Origin of the sequence: Propionicimonas sp. (assembly GCF_049840635.1) — a bacterium.
Lineage (GTDB): Bacteria > Actinomycetota > Actinomycetes > Propionibacteriales > Propionibacteriaceae > Propionicimonas.
On sequence record NZ_JASGKL010000005.1, the window covers coordinates 2,589,627 to 2,607,661 of the forward strand.

General features: G+C 71.2%; 11 protein-coding genes and 1 pseudogene. 6 read left to right on the forward strand and 6 right to left on the reverse strand.

The window, feature by feature from the left end; all coding sequences use genetic code 11:
• Positions 1-10: 10 nt before the first annotated feature.
• On the forward strand, positions 11-898 hold the full coding sequence (gene sucD / locus QM779_RS17585; protein WP_428538064.1) for a succinate--CoA ligase subunit alpha: 888 nt from the start codon (positions 11-13) through the stop codon (positions 896-898).
• Between the two features lie 275 nt (positions 899-1,173).
• Here the strand turns inward: sucD and QM779_RS17590 are convergent, their stop codons facing one another.
• Entirely contained in the window at positions 1,174-3,348 is a 2,175-nt protein-coding gene (locus QM779_RS17590; protein WP_428538067.1) for a hypothetical protein, read from the reverse strand.
• A 104-nt stretch (positions 3,349-3,452) separates the two neighbouring features.
• Here QM779_RS17590 and QM779_RS17595 point away from each other — a divergent pair, with 104 nt between their 5' ends.
• From QM779_RS17595 to QM779_RS17615, 5 genes are read left to right on the forward strand one after another with little or no spacing between them, the layout of a single operon-like run.
• Positions 3,453-4,694: a cell division protein PerM gene (locus QM779_RS17595; protein WP_428538070.1), complete on the forward strand. Its 1,242-nt coding sequence runs from the start codon at positions 3,453-3,455 to the stop codon at positions 4,692-4,694.
• Positions 4,695-4,723: 29 nt separating this feature from the next.
• Complete coding sequence (gene purN, locus QM779_RS17600; protein WP_428538073.1) at positions 4,724-5,299, forward strand: phosphoribosylglycinamide formyltransferase; 576 nt, start codon at positions 4,724-4,726, stop codon at positions 5,297-5,299.
• Positions 5,296-6,855 carry a bifunctional phosphoribosylaminoimidazolecarboxamide formyltransferase/IMP cyclohydrolase gene (gene purH, locus QM779_RS17605; RefSeq protein WP_428538076.1) on the forward strand — a complete coding sequence of 520 codons (1,560 nt, stop codon included), beginning with the start codon at positions 5,296-5,298 and terminating at the stop codon, positions 6,853-6,855. The genes purN and purH overlap by 4 nt, the downstream gene beginning before the upstream one ends.
• Positions 6,856-6,862: 7 nt before the next feature.
• Positions 6,863-7,714, forward strand: coding sequence for a bifunctional methylenetetrahydrofolate dehydrogenase/methenyltetrahydrofolate cyclohydrolase (locus tag QM779_RS17610; protein ID WP_428538079.1), 852 nt, complete (start codon positions 6,863-6,865; stop codon positions 7,712-7,714).
• Complete coding sequence (locus QM779_RS17615) at positions 7,711-8,013, forward strand: DUF3017 domain-containing protein (RefSeq protein ID WP_428538082.1); 303 nt, start codon at positions 7,711-7,713, stop codon at positions 8,011-8,013. Before QM779_RS17610 ends, QM779_RS17615 begins: the two co-directional genes overlap by 4 nt.
• Positions 8,014-8,057: 44 nt before the next feature.
• Here the strand turns inward: QM779_RS17615 and QM779_RS17620 are convergent, their stop codons facing one another.
• From QM779_RS17620 to QM779_RS17640, 5 genes and pseudogenes are all read right to left on the reverse strand, one after another.
• The gene (locus QM779_RS17620) at positions 8,058-8,927 is read right to left on the reverse strand and encodes a hypothetical protein (RefSeq protein ID WP_428538085.1); all 870 of its coding nucleotides are present in this window, start codon (positions 8,925-8,927) and stop codon (positions 8,058-8,060) included.
• A gap of 179 nt (positions 8,928-9,106) precedes the next feature.
• Positions 9,107-9,598: an AMP-binding enzyme gene (locus tag QM779_RS17625; protein ID WP_428538088.1), complete on the reverse strand. Its 492-nt coding sequence runs from the start codon at positions 9,596-9,598 to the stop codon at positions 9,107-9,109.
• A gap of 91 nt (positions 9,599-9,689) precedes the next feature.
• Positions 9,690-10,826, reverse strand: a pseudogene (locus tag QM779_RS17630) (AMP-binding protein); the annotation flags it as partial.
• A 153-nt stretch (positions 10,827-10,979) separates the two neighbouring features.
• On the reverse strand, positions 10,980-13,766 hold the full coding sequence (locus QM779_RS17635; protein WP_428538092.1) for a S8 family serine peptidase: 2,787 nt from the start codon (positions 13,764-13,766) through the stop codon (positions 10,980-10,982).
• A gap of 152 nt (positions 13,767-13,918) precedes the next feature.
• Positions 13,919-17,986: a S8 family serine peptidase gene (locus QM779_RS17640; protein ID WP_428538095.1), complete on the reverse strand. Its 4,068-nt coding sequence runs from the start codon at positions 17,984-17,986 to the stop codon at positions 13,919-13,921.
• Between the last annotated feature and the right edge of the window lie 49 nt (positions 17,987-18,035).

Genomic DNA, 18,035 nt, shown 5'->3' on the forward strand with positions numbered 1-18,035 from the left:
ATCTGCGCACATGTCGATCTGGTTGGACCAGCGCTCCACCGTCATCGTCCAGGGGATGACCGGCTCCGAGGGACGCAAGCACACCCAGCGGATGATCGGGGCCGGTACCCGCATCGTCGCCGGCGTGACGCCGGGCAAGGGTGGCCAGTCGGTCACGTTCGAGGAAGCGCCGGTGCCGGTGTACAACACCGTCGCCGAGGCCAAGGAGGCCACCGGGGCCAACACGTCCGTCGTGTTCGTGCCGGCAGCCTTCACCCGGCAGGCCGTCATCGACGCGGTGGACGCGGCCCTCGACCTCACCGTGGTGATCACGGAGGGCGTCCCGGTGAAGGACACCGCCGAGTTCGTCGACTACGCGCGCCAGTCCGGCCACACCCGGCTGATCGGCCCGAACTGCCCCGGCCTGATCAGCCCCGGGAAGTCGAACGTCGGGATCATCCCGCCGACGATCTCCGGCCCGGGCCGGATCGGCCTGGTGTCGAAGTCCGGCACGTTGACCTACCAGATGATGTTCGAGCTTCGTGACATCGGCTTCTCGACCGCCGTCGGCATCGGCGGCGACCCGGTCAACGGCAGCACCCACATCGACGCGCTCGCCGCGTTCGAGGCCGACCCCGACACCGACGCGATCGTGATGATCGGCGAGATCGGCGGGGACGCGGAGGAGCGCGCGGCCGCCTACATCGCCGAGCACGTCACCAAGCCGGTGGTCGGCTACGTGGCGGGCTTCACCGCCCCGGTCGGCAAGACGATGGGCCACGCCGGCGCGATCGTCACCGGCTCGGTCGGCACCGCGAAGGCCAAGAAGGCCGCCATGGAGGCCGCCGGCGTCCAGGTCGGCCGGACGCCCAGCGAGACCGCGTCCCTGATGCGCGAGGTCATCCGCGGCCTGGCCTGATCCTGACGTCGGGCGTCCTGGTCGATAGCCCCGGTCGGGCGCCCGAGGAGATCCCGGGTCAAGCCCGGGATGACAATCGGTGGGTTTCGGGCGGCGGCGTCCACGTTGTGGTGGACGCTGGTGTGGTGAACTCGCGATGAAGTGTCCACCTTGTGGTGGGCGGGGCCGGGTCGGTGGGTTCGGGCGGCGGCGTCCACTTTGTGGTGGACGCCGGTGTGGTGAACTCGCGATGAAGTGTCCACCTTGTGGTGGGCGGGGCCGGGTCGGCGGGGGCGTCAGGACTGGGTGACCCGCTGGCCGGCGCGGAGGGTGATGGCCTTCCACTGGGCGTCGGTGAAGTCGTAGTCGCTGGACGGGTTGGCGAGCAGGTACACGACCCTCGTGCCGGCGGTGATGACGGCGACGCGGTACACGACGGTGGTGGTCGCGGTCTTCTGCGTGACCGTCCAGGTCGAGCCGCTGACCGCGGTGTCGGCCGCGCCCGTGCCCTTCGCCGACGGTCCGTCCGCCACGGTCGCGGTGGGGGCGCGGTCGGAGCAGCCGGAGATGTTCTTGGTCAGCTTCGCCGAGAGCGAGGACGCGTCGTCCGCCGCGCCGAAGGTGTAGACGACCATGTCGACGCCGAAGCCCTGGGGGGCGCTCTCGTCATCGGCGAGCAGCAGCGTTCGCTGCGCCGCGGACGTCGTCCCGGAGACCGTTTCGAGGTTGATGCCCTCGCACTGGCTCCCGGGGATCGTCAGGGTCGTGAACGGGTCGGTCGCGCCCCAGCGTCCGGTGCCGAGCGTGATTCGCGGCAGGTCCGCCTCGACGAGCCACCCCGCAGGGTCACCCGCCGGCGGCACCTCCGTGGTGGCCTCGATGCTGGACGGGCACGTGCCGAGGTCCCCACCGCACTGGCGGCTCAGGGCCTTGCCGACCACCGTGGCGACATCGAGGGCGTTCACGGCGCTCTCGGACGTCGCCAGGTCGACAAGGCTCACCGACCGGCCCGTGCGGCTGATCAGGAGGGTGTGGAACACACTCGCCTGGTCCTGCACGACCAGCTTGACGGCTTCCGCCGAGTCCGCCAGCCCCGTCACCGCGCTGGCGCCGGTGATCCAGACGGCGTCGTTCGAGCAGGTGCCCGCCTGCGTGAGCCGCAGGCCGTAGGCCTGGGTCGCGGTCGCCTCGTCCGCGTAGGTGTCGACGACCTGGACCAGCGCGTCCACGTCGGAACCCGCGACCGGCACCCTGCGCGAGGCGGAGCGGGACGGGGAGGGCAGCCCCGAGCCGGTGGCCGGCAGGCACGTGGGGGTGACGGCGTCGGCCGTGCCGGTCGCCTCGGTCCAGGTCACGTCGCCGACCGTGCCGAGGTCGGCCGCGGTGACCAGCGGATCGAGGGCGGACGAGGTGTTCGGCACCGTGGGCGTGCCGGAGGGGGCGCCGGAGCGCAGGCTGAGGACCCAGACGCCCGCGGCCACGAGCAGCACGACCGCCGCCACCGCGGCCATGATGATCAGGGCCGGACGCGCCGTGCGCCGGCGCGGCTCCTCAGCGGCTGTCGCCGCGACCGGCGGCGGGGTCGTCGCTGCCGGCGGCTCGGACGGCACGGCTGCGGCGACCGGGGTGCCCTTGCCCGAGCGACGGGCCTTGGCCTCGGTCTTTCGTGCCGCCGCCCCTGCCTTCTTCGCCTCGGCTGCTGCGGCGGCGTCCGCCTTCTTCGCCTCGGCTGCTGCGGCGTCCTCCGCCTTCTTCGCCTGCGCGGCGGAGCGGGCCTCGGCCTTGGCCAGCGCCTTCTGGCCACGGCGACTCAAGGGCTCCTCCGGCGTGCCCGATGGCGTCGAGGTCGACGAGGGCGTCGACGCAACCGGCGTCCCGGCTCCCGTGACGCCTTCGCCCAGCGCGCCGAACGGCGTGGGGCCGCTCGAAGGCGCGGTCGGTGCAGTCGGAACCGAACGGGGGTAGGACCCGACGGCGCTCGCGCTCGCCGAGGAGGCCAGCGGGCTGCTGGCCGCAGGGCTGGGCGCGAACGGGGACGGGGTGAAGGCCGGCGGGTTCGTGACCACCGACGCCGACGACGGTCGCGGCGACGGGGGCAGGAACGCATCCGGTGGCGACGGCGGCGATGAGACACTGACCGCGGACCGGCGCGGGGCTGCGGAGATGAACTCGGAGGGCTCCGCGCTGGCGGAGAAGCGGCGGCCGGCGGACGCGGGGAGCGCGGACTCCGGCTCGGGGAGGACAGGCGCGGGCGGGGGCACCGGCGTGGTACCCCGGACGTCCAGGGGGTCGACGGGGCTGGCCGGACTCGACGGGCTGGCGGCGAGCCGCCGCAACTGCCCGGTGCTGGTCAACGGGGACGGCTCGTCGGGCGAGAAGGCTCGGCCGAAGCGGCCGCCGGTCGGAGCGTCCGGCTCCTCGGGGAGCGGGCCGAGCGCCCTGCGGGGCGCGGACGAACCCTCTTGTGCCACTGCAATCCCTTGTCGGTCGACGCGTGATGAGACGCGGCCAGTGTAGCGACGGCGGGCGTGTCCCGCCGCCGGGAGGGACACGGCTGCGCGAGCATGGATCCACCATGCCCATGCCCAGGTTCCGCGATTCCGAGCGGCTCAGGCTCACCACGTCGTCTGCGCGGACGGTCCGGCTGGCCGGTGCCACGGACGGTCCGCCGCTGCTGCCGTGGCCCGTGGCCGCCGTCGGTGGGGGCGTCCTCGCCGCGCTCGCCGGGGCCGTCCTCGTCGCCGGCGTGGTGCTCGTGGCCTGGCTGAGTGCGATCGCGATCGCCCTGCCGACCGTCCTCGGCTTCGCCGCGCAGGTGTGGCTGCTCGCGCACGGCGGCGTCCTCGTCATCGGCGACGTGGGGGTGAGCCTCGTTCCGCTCGGGCTGACCGCGGCGTTCGTCCTGCTCTGCATGCCGGTCGGACGCTTCGCCTACCGGCAGGCCCGTCTGGCCCGCACCGGCGACGTGAGCCCGCGGGACGACCGGCGGCTGGTCCTCGGTTCGGTCGGTCAGGTCGCGCTCGGCTACACCCTCGTCGCCGCGGCGCTGGCGTGGGGCTTCCAGGGGCCCGCGCTGATCTGGCGGCCCGCGCTCGGCGCGATCGCGGTCAGCGTCCTCGGCAGCGCCCTCGGCGCCGTCCGGGCTTCGGGCTACCGGCCGTGGGCGACCTGGCCGGCCTGGCTGCGGCGCGGGCTGCGCGGGGCGGCTGCCGGCGGGCTGGCGCTCGTGGTGGTCTCCAGCGTGGCGCTCGCCGTCGCTGTCGTGCTCGGCGAGGCCGGCATCTCCACCCTCGAGCAGGCGGTCGGGTTCGACACCGGCGGGGTGTTCGTGTGGTCGCTGATCACGCTCGCGTACCTGCCGACGGCGCTCGGGTGGGCACTGTCGTGGCTGCTGGGAGCAGGCTTCACCGTCGGCACCGGGTCGCTCGTCTCGCTCTCGGGCACCCAACTGGGCATGCTGCCGTCGATCCCCCTGCTCGCGGCGCTGCCGAGCGAGGGTGCCGCCGATCCGTGGATGCTGGCGTGGCTCTCCGCGGGGGTGGCCGCCGGGGCGCTCGCCGGTGTCGTCGCTGCTCGTGCCGGACGCCGCGGCGTCCTCGGCACGCTCGCCGCCGCGGCGACGGCCGGCCTGCTGGCCGGGATCGTCTTCCTCGGCTGGGCCGCGGCGAGCCGTGGCGCCCTGGGCAGCCTCCGGCTGGTCGACCTCGGGCCGCGGTTGTGGGAGTCCCTGCTGATCGGCGTGCCCCTCCTGCTGCTCAGCGCCGTGCTCGCCGGGCTCGTCACGTGGCTGTTCCGCCGCGGAGCCGCCGCGTCCTGACCCCGGGGCCGTTCGATAGGGTCAGGGGCATGCCGATGCGCCTGGTGGTCCTCGTCTCGGGCTCCGGCACCCTCCTCCAGGCCCTGCTGGACGCGTCCGCCTCCGGCGCGCTGGCCGCCGACGTCGTCGCCGTCGGCTCCGACCGGCCCGGCGTCGAGGGACTCGCCCGCGCCGAGCGGGCCGGCGTCCCCACCTTCGTGCACCCGCTCGCGAAGGGGTCCGACCGGGCGCTGTGGGACGAGCGCCTGACCGACCTCGTGGCCGCCCACGAGCCCGACCTCGTCGTCAGCGCCGGGTTCATGAAGCTGGTCGGCCCCGCCTTCCTCACCCGGTTCGGCGGCCGCATGATCAACACCCACCCCGCGCTGCTCCCGGCCTTCCCGGGCATGCACGCCGTCCGGGACGCGCTGGCCGCCGGAGTGAGGGTCACCGGCGCGACCGTGTTCGCCGTGGACGCGGGCGTCGACTCCGGCGCGATCATCGCCCAGGAGCCGGTGCGCGTGCAGCCCGGCGACGACGAGGCCACCCTGCACGAACGCATCAAGGTCGTCGAGCGGACGCTGCTCGTCGACACCGTCAACCGACTCAGCCGAGGAGACCGATGACCGACCTGCTGCCGATCCGCCGTGCCCTGGTGTCCACCTACGACAAGACCGGGCTGGTTGAACTCGGTCGCGTCCTCGTCGACGCGGGCGTCGAGATCGTCTCGACCGGCTCGACCGCGTCCACCCTGGCCGGGGCCGGGCTGCCGGTGACGCCGGTCGAGCAGGTGACCGGCTTCCCCGAGTGCCTGGACGGACGGGTGAAGACCCTGCACCCGCACATCCACGCCGGGATCCTCGCCGACCGCCGGCTCGAGTCGCACCGGACGCAGCTGGCCGAGCTTGGCGTCGCGCCGTTCGACCTGGTCGTCTCCAACCTGTACCCGTTCACGCAGACCGTCGCGTCCGGAGCGAGCGAGGACGAGTGCGTCGAGCAGATCGACATCGGCGGGCCGTCGATGGTGCGCGCGGCGGCGAAGAACCACCCTTCGGTGGCGATCGTGACGTCCCCCGACCAGTATCCGGAGCTCGTCGACGCCCTGGCCGCGGGCGGTTTCACGCTCGCCCAGCGGCAGGCGCTGGCCGCGGCGGCGTTCGTCCACACCGCGTCCTACGACATCGCGGTGGCGAGCTGGATGGGGTCGGTGCTGACCGACTCCTCCGGCGGGGACGGCTTCCCCGCCTGGATCGGCGGCGCGTGGGACAAGGTCGGCACGCTGCGCTACGGCGAGAACGCGCACCAGCCCGCCGCGCTGTACTCCTACGCCGCCGGGCCGGCCGGGATCACCCAGGCCGAGCAGCTGCACGGCAAGGAGATGAGCTACAACAACTACACCGACGGCGACGCGGCCTATCGCGCGGCCTACGACTTCGACTCCCCGGCCGTGGCGATCATCAAGCACGCCAACCCGTGCGGGATCGCGGTCGGAGCCGACATCGCAGAGGCGCACCGCAAGGCGCACGCGTGTGACCCGGTGTCGGCGTTCGGCGGCGTGATCGCCACCAACCGTCCGGTCAGCGTCGAGGCGGCGACCCAGATCGCCGAGATCTTCACCGAGGTGGTGATCGCTCCCGACTACGAGGACGGGGCGCTGGAGGTGCTCACCCGCAAGAAGAACGTCCGGCTGCTGAAGGCCGGGCCGTACACCCACCGCGGACGGCAGTTGCACCCGATCTCCGGCGGCGCGCTGCTGCAGGCGCCGGACCGGATCGACGCCCCCGGCGACGACCCCGCGAACTGGCAGCTGGTCTCCGGCGAGCCCGCGGACGCCGCCACCCTGGCCGACCTTGAGTTCGCGTGGCGGGCCTGCCGGGCGGTCAAGTCGAACGCGATCCTGCTGGCCGCTGACGGGGCGTCCGTCGGGGTCGGCATGGGCCAGGTGAACCGGGTCGACTCGTGCAAGCTGGCCGTCGAGCGGGCGGGGGAGCGGGCGGCGGGCTCGGTGGCCGCGTCCGACGCGTTCTTCCCGTTCAACGACGGTCCGACGATCCTGATCGAGGCCGGGGTGAAGGCGATCGTGCAGCCCGGTGGGTCGGTGCGCGACCAGGAGACCATCGACGCGGCGACCGCCGCCGGTGTCACCATGTACTTCACGGGCACCCGCCACTTCTTCCACTGAGGAACCGATGACTGCGCAGATCCTGGACGGCAGGGCCGTCGCCGCCGCGATCAAGGCCGAGCTGACGGTCCGCGTGCGGGCCCTCGCCGAGCGCGGGGTGCGTCCCGGGCTGGGCACGGTGCTGGTCGGGGACGACCCCGGCAGCCGCAGCTACGTGGCGATGAAGCACAGGGACTGCGCGGAGGTGGGGATCGAATCGATCCGGGTCGACCTGCCCGCGGACGCGTCCACGGCGACGGTGGCGGGCGCGATCGCCGAGCTGAACGCCGCGCAGGAGTGCACGGGCTACATCGTGCAGCTGCCACTGCCGCGCCATCTGGACGAGAACGCGATGCTGGGCCTGATCGACCCTGACAAGGACGCGGACGGCCTGCACCCGACCAACCTGGGCAAGCTCGTCCTGAACGAGCCCGGACCGCTGCCCTGCACGCCGCGCGGCATCGTGGAGTTGCTGCGCCGCCACGACGTGCCGCTGGCCGGCGCGGAGGTGTGCGTGGTGGGGCGGGGGATCACGGTCGGGCGTCCGCTGGGGCTGATCCTGACCCGGCGCAGCGAGAACTGCACGGTGACGCTGTGCCACACCGGGACGCGCGACCTGGCCGCCCACACCCGGGCCGCCGACATCGTGGTGGCCGCGGCCGGGGTGCCGGGGATCATCAGCGCCGACCTCGTCCGCGAGGGCGCGGCGGTGCTGGACGTCGGCGTCAGCAGGGTGGAAGGGAAACTGACCGGCGACGTGGCGCCGGAGGTGTTCGAGAAGGCGGCCTGGGTGGCGCCGAACCCGGGCGGGGTCGGGCCGATGACCCGCGCCATGCTGCTGTCGAACGTCGTGGACAGGGCTGAGGAGCTCTCGCGATGACCGCTGCGCCCGACGAACGCCCCCCGAAGACGTGGTGGCAGCAGATCGCGGGGCAGTGGCCCTTGGCGACGGTGCTCACCGGGGTCGCGATCGGTTTGGCGGTGGTGTTCCTCGGCCACTGGCGGGCGGGCAGCACGCTGGTCGGCCTCTCGATCACGCTCGGTGGCCTGCTGCGCCTGATGCCCCAGCAGCGGGTCGGCCTGCTCGCCGTCCGCAACCGGGCGCTGGACTCGATCGTCCTGCTGGGCGTCGGCATCGGCATCACGATCCTCGCCTGGTGGAGCCCGCCGAGCCAGTAAGGCAGGCAGTCACGCCGGCCCGTCCGACCCCGGGGGTGGAGCGGTCAGGAGCGCCGCGGCGTGGGATTGACCGGGTCGCCGTCCCAGGTCAGGTCGCCGTGCTCGGGAACCTCCAGCGCCTCGACGGCAGGGGCGGCGAGCACCGCGTCCACCAGGTCGCGGGGGCCGGCCACGATGGTGGAGTCGAAGTCGATCTCGCTGGCGACGCACCACGCGTGGTCGGCGGGCCAGATCAGCGCCGGCATGGGGCCGGGAAAGCCGTCCCGCCAGCCGATGCCCGCGGCTCGTGGCCACTCCGGGTCGGCGAGTTCGGCCAGCGTCCCGCGCAGCAGCACGTACGCCCGACCGGGAGTCTGCAGGACGTGCCGGGACGCGCGCCCCGAGCGTCCACGACGCGCCGCCCGGGCGACTCCGGGATCGAGCGCAGACGCCATGCTCTCGCGGTAGTCCTCCTGCGCAGCCCTCAGCCGAGCGCCCCGCAGCGGACCGCCCTCGTCCCAGCCGAACACGACCCCGCTGCCCGGGTGCAGGTCCCCCCAGCCGTCCCACACCCCGATCGTCACGTCATCGGGACGGGTCGTTGCCGCGGCCAGGGGCCCGACCAGCGCAGCGAGCGAGCCCGGATCAAGGAAGCCCTGTTCGGGGAGGCCGACCGACCAGCCGTCGACCTCGGCCTGCTCGGCCGACCCGAGCAGGTTCGCGGCCTGGCTGAGCGGGTGCAGCGTCCGTCCGGTGCGCCCGGCGAGCTCGGCCCACGTCCACGACGGCGTCGAGTCGCCCCGGTCGAGCCGGAACGGGTGCAGGATCCGCGCGTACGCCTCGAACCCGCCCGCCGCGGTCCCGCTGACCGTGCCCGGGGCGCCCAGGCGCGGACGCAGCCACACCCCGCGTCCGACCTCCCGCGTCCACTCCACTCCCCCAGTGTGGCGTCCGCAGGAGCCCGTGTCGCGATCCTGCCGCTCGTGGCCGTGGTTGTGGACGGGGCCCTTCGTGACGCCGTCCCTCGTTCCTCGGGACGCCTCCTCAGGGACCGGTTCTTGTCATCCCGGGCTTGACCCGGGATCTCGTCTTCCCGTCTGAGGTCCGTTGTCTGTCAGCGGAAGTCGCGGTCCAGGTACTGGCCCTCGGCGGACGCGTGGGCGACCCGGTCGGCCTCGCGCTCGCGCAGCTCGACGCGGCGGATCTTGCCGGAGATCGTCTTGGGGAGCTCGGTGACGAACTCGACGATCCGGACGCGCTGGTAGGCGCTCAGCCGCTCGCGGGCGTGCGCGAAGATCTCCGCCGCGGCGTCCTGGGGACGCGCGACGGCGTCCTGCACGAGGCAGATGAACGCCTTCGGCACCGCGGCGCGCAGGGGGTCGGGGCTGGGCACGATCGCCACCTCGGTGACGTACGGGTGCTCCAGCAGGATCGACTCGAGCTCGAACGGCGAGATCTTGTAGTCGCTCGCCTTGAACACGTCGTCGGCCCTGCCGACGTAGGTGAGGTAGCCGTCGGCGTCCGCGGCCGCGATGTCGCCGGTGTGGTAGTGGCCGTCGCGACAGGCCTCCGCGGTCATCTCCGCGTCCTCGTGGTAGCCCGCCATGAGCCCGAGGATCGGCCGGCCGAGGTCGAGGCAGAATCTCGCCCTCGTCCGCGCGGGGCTCACCGGTCACGGGGTCGAGCAGGACGACCGGGTAGCCGGGCATCGGGCGTCCCATCGATCCGTCCTTGACGACCTGGCCGGGGGAGTTGCCGATGCAGCAGGTCATCTCGGTCTGGCCGAACCCATCCCTGATCGTGGCGCCCCACGCCCTGCGCACCTGCGTGATCACCTCGGGGTTCAGCGGCTCCCCGGCGCCGAGCAGTTCGCGTGGCGGCTTGGTGAGCTGGGTCAGGTCGGCCTGGATCAGCATGCGCCACACGGTCGGCGGCGCGCAGAAGGTGGTGACGTCGTAGGTGTCCATCACCTTCATCAGCGCGGCCGGGTCGAAGCGCTCGTAGTTGAACACGAACACCGTGGCCTGGGCGAGGAAGGGCGAGAAGAAGTTGCTCCACGCGTGCTTGCCCCAGCCCGGCGAGGAGATGTTGAGGTGCACGTCGCCGGGGCGCACGCCCAGCCACCACATCGTCGACAGGTGCCCGACCGGGTAGGAGACGTGCGTGTGCGCGACCAGCTTGGGTCGCGCCGTCGTCCCCGAGGTGAAGTACAGCAGGCTCAGTTCGGACGCCTTCGTCGGTCGGCTCGGCGTGTAGGCGGCCGGCGCCTTGGCCGACTCGGTCATGTTGATCCAGCCGGACGGGGTGTCCTCGCCGACGCCGATCCGCAGCACCGAGCGGGGCAGGTCCTCCAGCCGGGCCTTCAGGGGCGTGGGGGCGACGACCACGCTCGCCGTCCCGTACTCGACGCGGTAGGCGAGGTCGGCAGCCGAGAGCAGGGTGGACGTGGGAATCGCGACGGCCCGGACCTTCAGCAGGGCCAGCAGGAGTTCCCACAGCTCGATGGTGTTGTTCAGCATGACGATCACGTGGTCGCCGGCACCGACACCGAGCCCCCGCAGCCAGCGGGCGACCTGGTCGGAGCGCTGGGACAGCTCCCCGTACGTCCACGACCGGGCGGTCAGGTCGGCGGACACGATCGTCACCGCGGACCGGTCGGGGTGCTCGCCGGCGACGACGTCGAACCACTCGGTCGCGAAGTTGAACTCGTCCAGCTCGGGCCACGCGAACCCCTCGACGGCCCCGGCGTAGTCGGTGCCGTGGTCGAGCAGGAAGTCGCGCGCCGCGCGGACCGTCAGGGTGGCAGGGGTGGCGGGACGACCGACAGGCGTCATTGGCTGACCGCTTTCTGGTGTGGGGAACCGTCCGCCAGCCTACGCCTGCACCTACGGAACCGTAGCTTTCCCGTCAGAGGTGGACGCGAAACACGTGTGGCCGGCCCCGAAGGACCGGCCACACGTGGCGCCGCTGGAGTTCAATCGGCCTGCTCAGCCATGTGCGCGCTGGATTGCGAACGCCGGCGATGTCCAGGTCTCCCAATCGGTGGATTTCTTGGTGTTTCCACCAGCCTTCAGCACGCGCAGTTCAATGACATAGTCGCCGTCCGGAACGGTGAGACCAGCCGAAGTAGACGCGTTGAAGGGGATCTTCCCGTCGAAGGCGACTGCATAGTAGGAGTCGTCCCGACCCAGCTCGCCGGTCTCAAGGAAGGTCTTGTAGCCGCTGAACACCTCAGCACCCTTCTTTCCTGACGACGTCGCCCTGAAGACGTTCAGGTAGGCGTCGGCCACTGGGTAATCGAAGTGGAACAGGACGTACGGCATGTGATCGGAGTCGCTCAGGTCGAAGCTCGGCTTTGCATCCGCGGGTTCGATGATCGTGCCTAGTTCGGCAGACTCGGCGAGCGCGGGCAGGTCGTACACCTCTTCGAGGGCAGTCTGGTCGCTGTTCACATCCCAGATGCCCTGAAGGACCTTCACCTTCTGGTAGTCGCCCGCCATGCCGGTGAACGGCACGACGAGGGTCTTGGACTTGTCGGACTTCGTCAGGGTGATCCACCCGCCGTACAACCATCCCGCAGCGAGCTTCGGCTGCTTCAGGGACACCGTGACAGTGGCTGTCTTGCCCGCCTTGACCGTGACCGTCTTGCTGGAGAACTTGGAGGTCGCCTTCTTGACGTCGTAGTCATACCAGTAGGTCGTCGGAGCTGCGCCCACGTTGGCCGCGTTGACGACACCCAGTGTGTACTTCTCGGTCGTCGTTCCGGTGTTCGTGAGCTTCAACTGGGTCTTTGTGAAAGAGGTGCGGTTGTCACCGAGGTTGATCTGCCCCGGAGTCACCGTCGTGCCGGAAGTGGCGGCGGAAATCGCCTTCTCGACGTTGATCAGACCGGAGCCCTGCCGGACAGTTGGTTCGTACACGCCGTCGATCACCTGGTACCCGTAGGCGTAGAGCTTGTCCACTGGGGTTGAGGTGTTTTGCAGTGCGGCGCGCACAGCGTCAACGTTGCCCTTCAGCTTCTTGGCAGTCGCCTCGAGCAGGAGGGCAACCGAGCCGGTGACGTGGGGCGTGGCCATCGACGTGCCAGACAAGCTGGCGTGACCGCCGAGTTCGAGGGGGTAGGTCGACCAAATGTTGCCTCCAGGGGCAGCAACATCTGGAGTATCGCTGAGATCGGCCGCGGGTCCAAAGGAACTGAAGTCCGAAATCGCTCCGGCCTCAGGATTCGCGACCGATTCGGTTGAGTCCGTCCAGGTTGCGGTCGTCGTCTGTGTGGGAACGGCATTGGCAAGGGCTTGACCATCGCGCTGCGCGACGAACACCACTGGGATGTCGATTGAGGGCTCCTCTGTGCTTGCGGGTTTCACAGTGGGGGAGATGATTCCGGTTGTGTTGTTGTAGATCACCACACCCGCGGCGCCAGCGGCCTGTGCGTTGTAGGCCTTCTCGTAGAAGGTGCACGAAGTGTCCTCAGTAGTGCCGCCACGTTTGATCAGTACGGTCTTGCCGGTCAGATCCGCGAAAGCGTCACAACCGTAAGTGTTCGTATGGAAGCCATCCTCGGAATAGCCGACAGCCAAGGATGCGGTATCGCCCGGGTTGTGTGCCGGAGCGCCCTCGGCATCCAGGTACCCGATGCTGCCATCGGGCAGAACGTCAGGGACAGGGTCGACGGTGAAGTAGCGCAGCGTGATATCAGTGTTCTCGACAGAGGCCACCGAGATGACGCTCTTGCCGACGCCGGGGCTGCCGGCGCTGAACAGGCCGTCGAGACCGTCGTTGCCAGCCGCCGCGACCACGATCGTCCCGGCCCGCCTCAGAGCATCGGCGGCTGCGGCGTCCGGGTAGTCGGGCCAACTCGCGAAGCTCTCGCCCAGAGACATGTTGACGACGTCCATGCCGTCGGCCGCGGCGCGGTCCATGGCGGCCAGAATCACCTCGGTGTCGGCGGAGCCGTCGCAACTGAAGACGCGATAGGCCCCGAAGGTCACCTCGGGAGCCACGCCTACCACGCCACCGGCCGCCGAGTCACCGTTCGCACCGATGATGCCGGCGACGTGCGTACCGTGGCCGTTGCAGTCATCCGGATAGGGGTCCGGTACCGGCTCCGAGCCTTCCTTGTCAGCGTCGTAGGCGTCGCCGACGAAGTCGTAGCCGTACTTCACTCGCGGAGCCGCCGCGCCGAAGTCCGCGGTGCTGCCTTCGACGCCGGAACCGCCCAAGTCAGGATGGTTGTAGTCGATGCCGGTGTCGATGACTCCGACCTTGATCCCAGCGCCCGTGTAGCCCTCGACCTGTGCTGCGTCAGCCCCAATCATCGGAACGGAGTATGACAAGTCAGGCTTCACCGTGGTCCGAGGAAGTTCGACGGCGTAGACCGGATAGATCTTGGTCACACCCGCAAGCCCCCTGAGCTTGTTGACGTCGGACTGGCTGGCCTCCACAGAAAAGCCGTTCCATACACGGGTGTAGCTGTTCAACACCTTCATCGATACGCCGGCGTTCGCCGCCGCTTGTCTGACCGTGTTCTGACGCGCCTTTGCCGTGGCCATGCTCCCTCCCCTCAGCAGCGGCGAGCCGGCCACTTGGACCAGCCACTTGTCGGGAATGGACTTTGCCTTGGGGTCGGCAACCTGCCTGGAGGTCAGAGCCTTGCTGCCACGTTCGACGGTGTCGCCTACGGCTGAGGGAGCATAGGTTGAGCTGAACAGTGCGGTGACGGTGGCCCCGGCGACGACGCCGAGCAGGGCCCTGGTACGAGGACGAGCGCGCATGCTCTCTACTCCTGATGGTCCGGTTGATACGGAACGTCGGCAGCTCCCCCCGGAGCGAGCGGACGTCTGCACCCTATCCGGGCGGTACCCCGTCCGCGAAGGGTTGGGCCGATCCCATACACAGAAAAAGCACAGAATCTGGCCGGAGGGCCTCAGCTCCAGGTGACCTTGAACGCGCGCGTCGTGTACGTCTGCCAGTGCGAGGTCTTGGACGAGCTCCCCAACGGCGCCAACACGCGCAGTTGCAGCTTGTACGTGCCCGCGGGGACGCCGACGACCTTGCCGGCGGAGTTCTTGTAGGCGCCGTAGAACGGGATCACCGAGTAGCTCTCGTCCCGGCCGCGCTTGCCGAACTGGGTCGAGGTGCCGCTCAGCACGGCGTAGTAGGACTTCTTCGTCTTCTGGTTGATCGCCTTCACCCTGATCGCGCTGGCCGGGTAGTCGAGGTGGAACATCACGTACGGCTGGCCGCCCGACTTCGCCACGTGGAAGGTGCGCGTCCCAGAGTAGGTGCCCTGGATCGCGCCCGCGGAGTTCTGGAACGCCAGCGCCGGCATCTGGACCGTGTACGGGAGGTTGGTCGAGGAGTCGGTGAAGCCGCGCTTGCCGCTCGGCAGGAGCTTCACCTTCTGGTAGTCGCCCCGCACGCCGGCGAACGGCACCGAGACGGTCTGCGCGTCGGTGGCGGTGAATCGCACCCAGCCGCCGTAGAGCAGCCCGTTCCTGCCCTTCAGGACCTTGCTGGACGGGGTGATCGTGACGGTCACCTTCGCCGTGCCGCCGGCCGGGACCGTGACCGACGACGGGCTGGCGCTGAACCCGACGGCTGCGTACGCCCAGTCGGGGGTCTGTGTCCCCACGTTCGTCCTGCTGCCCGTGCTCGCGGCGGCGCTCGCCCCGGTCACGGCCGCGATCTTGTAGGTGACCGCGCTCGAGCCGCTGTTGCTGAGGGTGACGCTGGTCTTGTGCGTGGTGCCTTCGCCGAGCTTGAGGACGGACGGGGACGCGGTCACGGTCGCGGTGAGCGCCGCGTCCACCTGGACCAGCCCGGCGCCCTGGCGGAACACGGCCTCGGGCCTGCCCTTCACCGACGCGGTGGTCGTGTCGAGCGGGGACGCGCTGCCGTACAGCAGGGCGGCGACCTTCGCCGGGACTCCGGCGGTCGCGGCCGTCCACCCCTTCGCCTGGAGGATCTGCGCCACCGCGCCCGCGACCTCCGGCGAGGCCATCGATGTGCCGGTCGGGTCGGAGTACGCGTCGTCCATCGCGGTGGTGTGGACGCTGCTGCCCGGCGCGGTCAGCGTCGGGGTCAGGCTCAGGTCGGCGGCCAGCCCCATCGCGCTGTAGCCCTCGATGCCGGTGCTGCCCGCGTTCGCCGCCGCGAGCGAGATGACCCCGGGCGCCACCGCAGGGCTGCTGGCGGTGAACAGGCCCTTGTCGCCGCTGTTGCCGGACGCGGCCACGACGACCACGCCCTTCTTGACCAGGTTCGCCGCCGCCACGCCCAGCGGGTCGTCCGGCCAGCTCGCCGACGACGCGCCCAGCGACAGGTTGACGACGTTCATGCCGTCGCTGGCCGCACGCTCGAGCGCGGCGATGATGTCGTCGGTCGTCGCACTGCCGTTGCAGTCGAAGACCCGGTAGGCGCCGAACGTCACCCCCGGCGCGACGCCGTACGCGCCGCCGACCTTCGGGTTGCCGTCGGCCCCGACGATGCCGGCCACCTTGGTGCCGTGGCCGTAGCAGTCCATCGGGGTGGTGTCGTTGTCGACGAAGTCGTAGCCGGTCGTGACGCGGGTCGTCGGGAACGCGCCCCCGGTCGTGCCGCCCAGGTCGGGATGGTCGTAGTCGACGCCCGAGTCGATGATGCCGACCTTGATCCCGGTGCCGCGGTCACTGGACCCGAGCGCGCCGATCGACGTCAGTCGGGTCTCGGTCGTGGTCGGGGCGGACGCGGTGATCGTCACGGAGATGGTGGCGCTGGTCGGGTTGCCGAAGCTGTCGGTGACCCGGTAGTCGGTGGTCGCGGATCCCGTCCAGCGCCAGTCCGGGGTGAAGGTCACGGTGCCGTCGTCCGCCACCGCCCAGGTGTAGGAGTCGGTGGCCAGCTTCTTGCCGCCGTCGGTGGCCCCGCCGGAGGTCAGCTCGACCGTCGAGCCGACGAAGGTTCCGCGGCCGTCGTCCCCGCGGCCGTCGTCACCGGCGACGTCGTTCGAGAGCGGGGTGAGGGTGAGCGTGGTCCCGTCCTGGCTGGCGGTGGTGGCGTCGCTGACCCCCTGCGGCAGCGCACCCACCACGACCCGGATCACGCCGGGCGCGGGGGTCATGTTGGCGTCGCGCACCTCGTACTGCCGGGTCGCGATCCCGGTGAAGTCCTCCGCGGGGGTGAAGGTCACGGTGTGGTCGCTGTTCAGCGTCCACGTGCCCTCGGACGTGCTCGCCGCGGGCAGCAGCTTCAGGGTGGACGGGTTCAGCGGGGCGCTGTCAGCCCCGCGCTGGTCGTTGGCGAGGACGTCGAAGGTGACCGGGTTGTTCGCCGCGGTGTGCTGGTCGTCCTCGCCGGCCACCGGGGTGACCGCGGTCACGGTGACCGTGATCGTCGCGGACGCGGTGTTGCCGAAGCTGTCCGTGATCGCCCAGGCCGCCTGCGCGGTGCCGACGAACGCCGACTCGGGGTCGAAGCTGACGGCCCCGGTGGCCTCGTCGATGCGCCAGGTGCCCTCGTTCTGGACGACGAGCGTGCGCCCGGAGTCGAGCGTGTGCGCGGTGTCGGTGAACACCATCGAGGAGAGCACGAGCGTCCCCGGCGTGCCGGTGCCGTCGTCCCCGATCGTGACGCCGTCGAGCGGTGCGGTGGTGAGGGTGACGTTCTGCGGGGTGGTCCCGGTGGTGTCGGTGGCTGTGGTCAGCGTCCCGACGGTCACGCTGACGGTGGCGTGGCTGGTCGTGCCGTTCGCGTCGGACACCTCGTAGGTGGTTCTCGCCGTCGCGCCGTCGAAGTCGTCCGCCGGGGTGAACGTCACCGTGCCGCTGGAGTCGGCGAGCCATTCACCCTCGGACGTGGAGAGCGCACGCCCGCCGTCGGTGGCGCCGTCCGCGGTGAACCGCACGCTGGTCGCCTGCAGCGGCGCGGACGGGTCGCCGGGCGCGTCGTTTGCCAGCACGTCCACCGTCGCGGTGTGCCGGGCGGGCACCGCCGCGCAGTCCGCCGTCGCCGTCGGGACGACGGCGGTGACCGTCACGGTGATGGTCGCGGAGACGGTCGTGTCGGCGGTGTCGCTGACCTCGTAGTCGGCCGTGGCCTCGCCGGTGAAGGACGCCCCCGGCGTGAAGGTGACGGTGGCGTCGGCGCCCACCGTCCAGGCGCCGGCCGCGGTGTCGAGGGTCTTGCCGTCCTCGGACGCGCCGCTGCCGGTCAGCACGAGCGAATCGGGGACGAGGGGAATCGCCGTCGCCGGGTCGCCGCCGTCCGCGCCGGCCACGTCGTTGGCCAGCGGGGAGATCGTGACGGGCTGGTTCTGCAGGGTCGTGGCCGAATCGTCGACCGCGAGGGGAGGCACGGGCGTGGGCGTGCCCGTGGGTGCGTCCGTGGGATCGGTGGTCGGGTCGTCCGTCGGGTCGACGGTCGGGTCCGTGGTGGAGGTCTCCGTCGGGTCGGCGCTCGGCTCGTCGGTGGCCCCGGTCGTGGTGTCATCCGTCGGGTCGGGTGTCGGGGTCGGGGTGGAGTCCGGGTCGGGGGTGCAGCTCGTGGCGGACGGATCTCTCGCCGGGGCCGTGGTCTCCGGGGTGGTGCTGCCGGTCGGGTCGGCCGTCGGGTCCGGGTCGTCGTCGGTGGAGAAGGCGGTGGGGTCGCTCAGGTGCAACCGGTAGACGGGGAACACCGCGTCGGTGCCGAGAGCGTCCTCGATCTGCGCCAACTGCGAGTCGGTGGCGGCGACGCTGACGCCGGACCAGAGCGTGTCGTACGTCTTCAGGACGGTGGCGCCGGTCTGCTCGACGAGCGCCGTCAGCTGTGCGGTGTCCGCGGCCTGCGCGCCCGTCCGGATCAGGTAGCGGCCATCGACGACGGTGGGCTCGTCGCTCGTGGAGGTGTCGGTGGACGCCGCCCCCGACGCCTGCGACGACGTCGGCAGCACGTGCGGTTCGACGGTGACGACCCCGAGGGCGACCACGGTGAGGGCAGCCCACAGCGCAACGGCGCTGCGGCGCATCCGGCCCATCGCTGACTCCCTCGTGCGGGCGCAATCGGCCCGACGCAGACAGGTTTCC

Bases quoted from the DNA above. Each gene is read 5' to 3' on its own strand.
- QM779_RS17635 (WP_428538092.1), bottom strand. From the start codon at position 13,766: ATGCGCGCTCGTCCTCGTACCAGGGCCCTGCTCGGCGTCGTCGCCGGG.
- sucD (WP_428538064.1), top strand. From the start codon at position 11: ATGTCGATCTGGTTGGACCAGCGCTCCACCGTCATCGTCCAGGGGATG.
- QM779_RS17595 (WP_428538070.1), top strand. From the start codon at position 3,453: ATGCCCATGCCCAGGTTCCGCGATTCCGAGCGGCTCAGGCTCACCACG.
- QM779_RS17640 (WP_428538095.1), bottom strand. From the start codon at position 17,986: ATGGGCCGGATGCGCCGCAGCGCCGTTGCGCTGTGGGCTGCCCTCACC.
- purH (WP_428538076.1), top strand. From the start codon at position 5,296: ATGACCGACCTGCTGCCGATCCGCCGTGCCCTGGTGTCCACCTACGAC.
- QM779_RS17615 (WP_428538082.1), top strand. From the start codon at position 7,711: ATGACCGCTGCGCCCGACGAACGCCCCCCGAAGACGTGGTGGCAGCAG.
- purN (WP_428538073.1), top strand. From the start codon at position 4,724: ATGCCGATGCGCCTGGTGGTCCTCGTCTCGGGCTCCGGCACCCTCCTC.
- QM779_RS17625 (WP_428538088.1), bottom strand. From the start codon at position 9,598: ATGGCGGGCTACCACGAGGACGCGGAGATGACCGCGGAGGCCTGTCGC.
- QM779_RS17610 (WP_428538079.1), top strand. From the start codon at position 6,863: ATGACTGCGCAGATCCTGGACGGCAGGGCCGTCGCCGCCGCGATCAAG.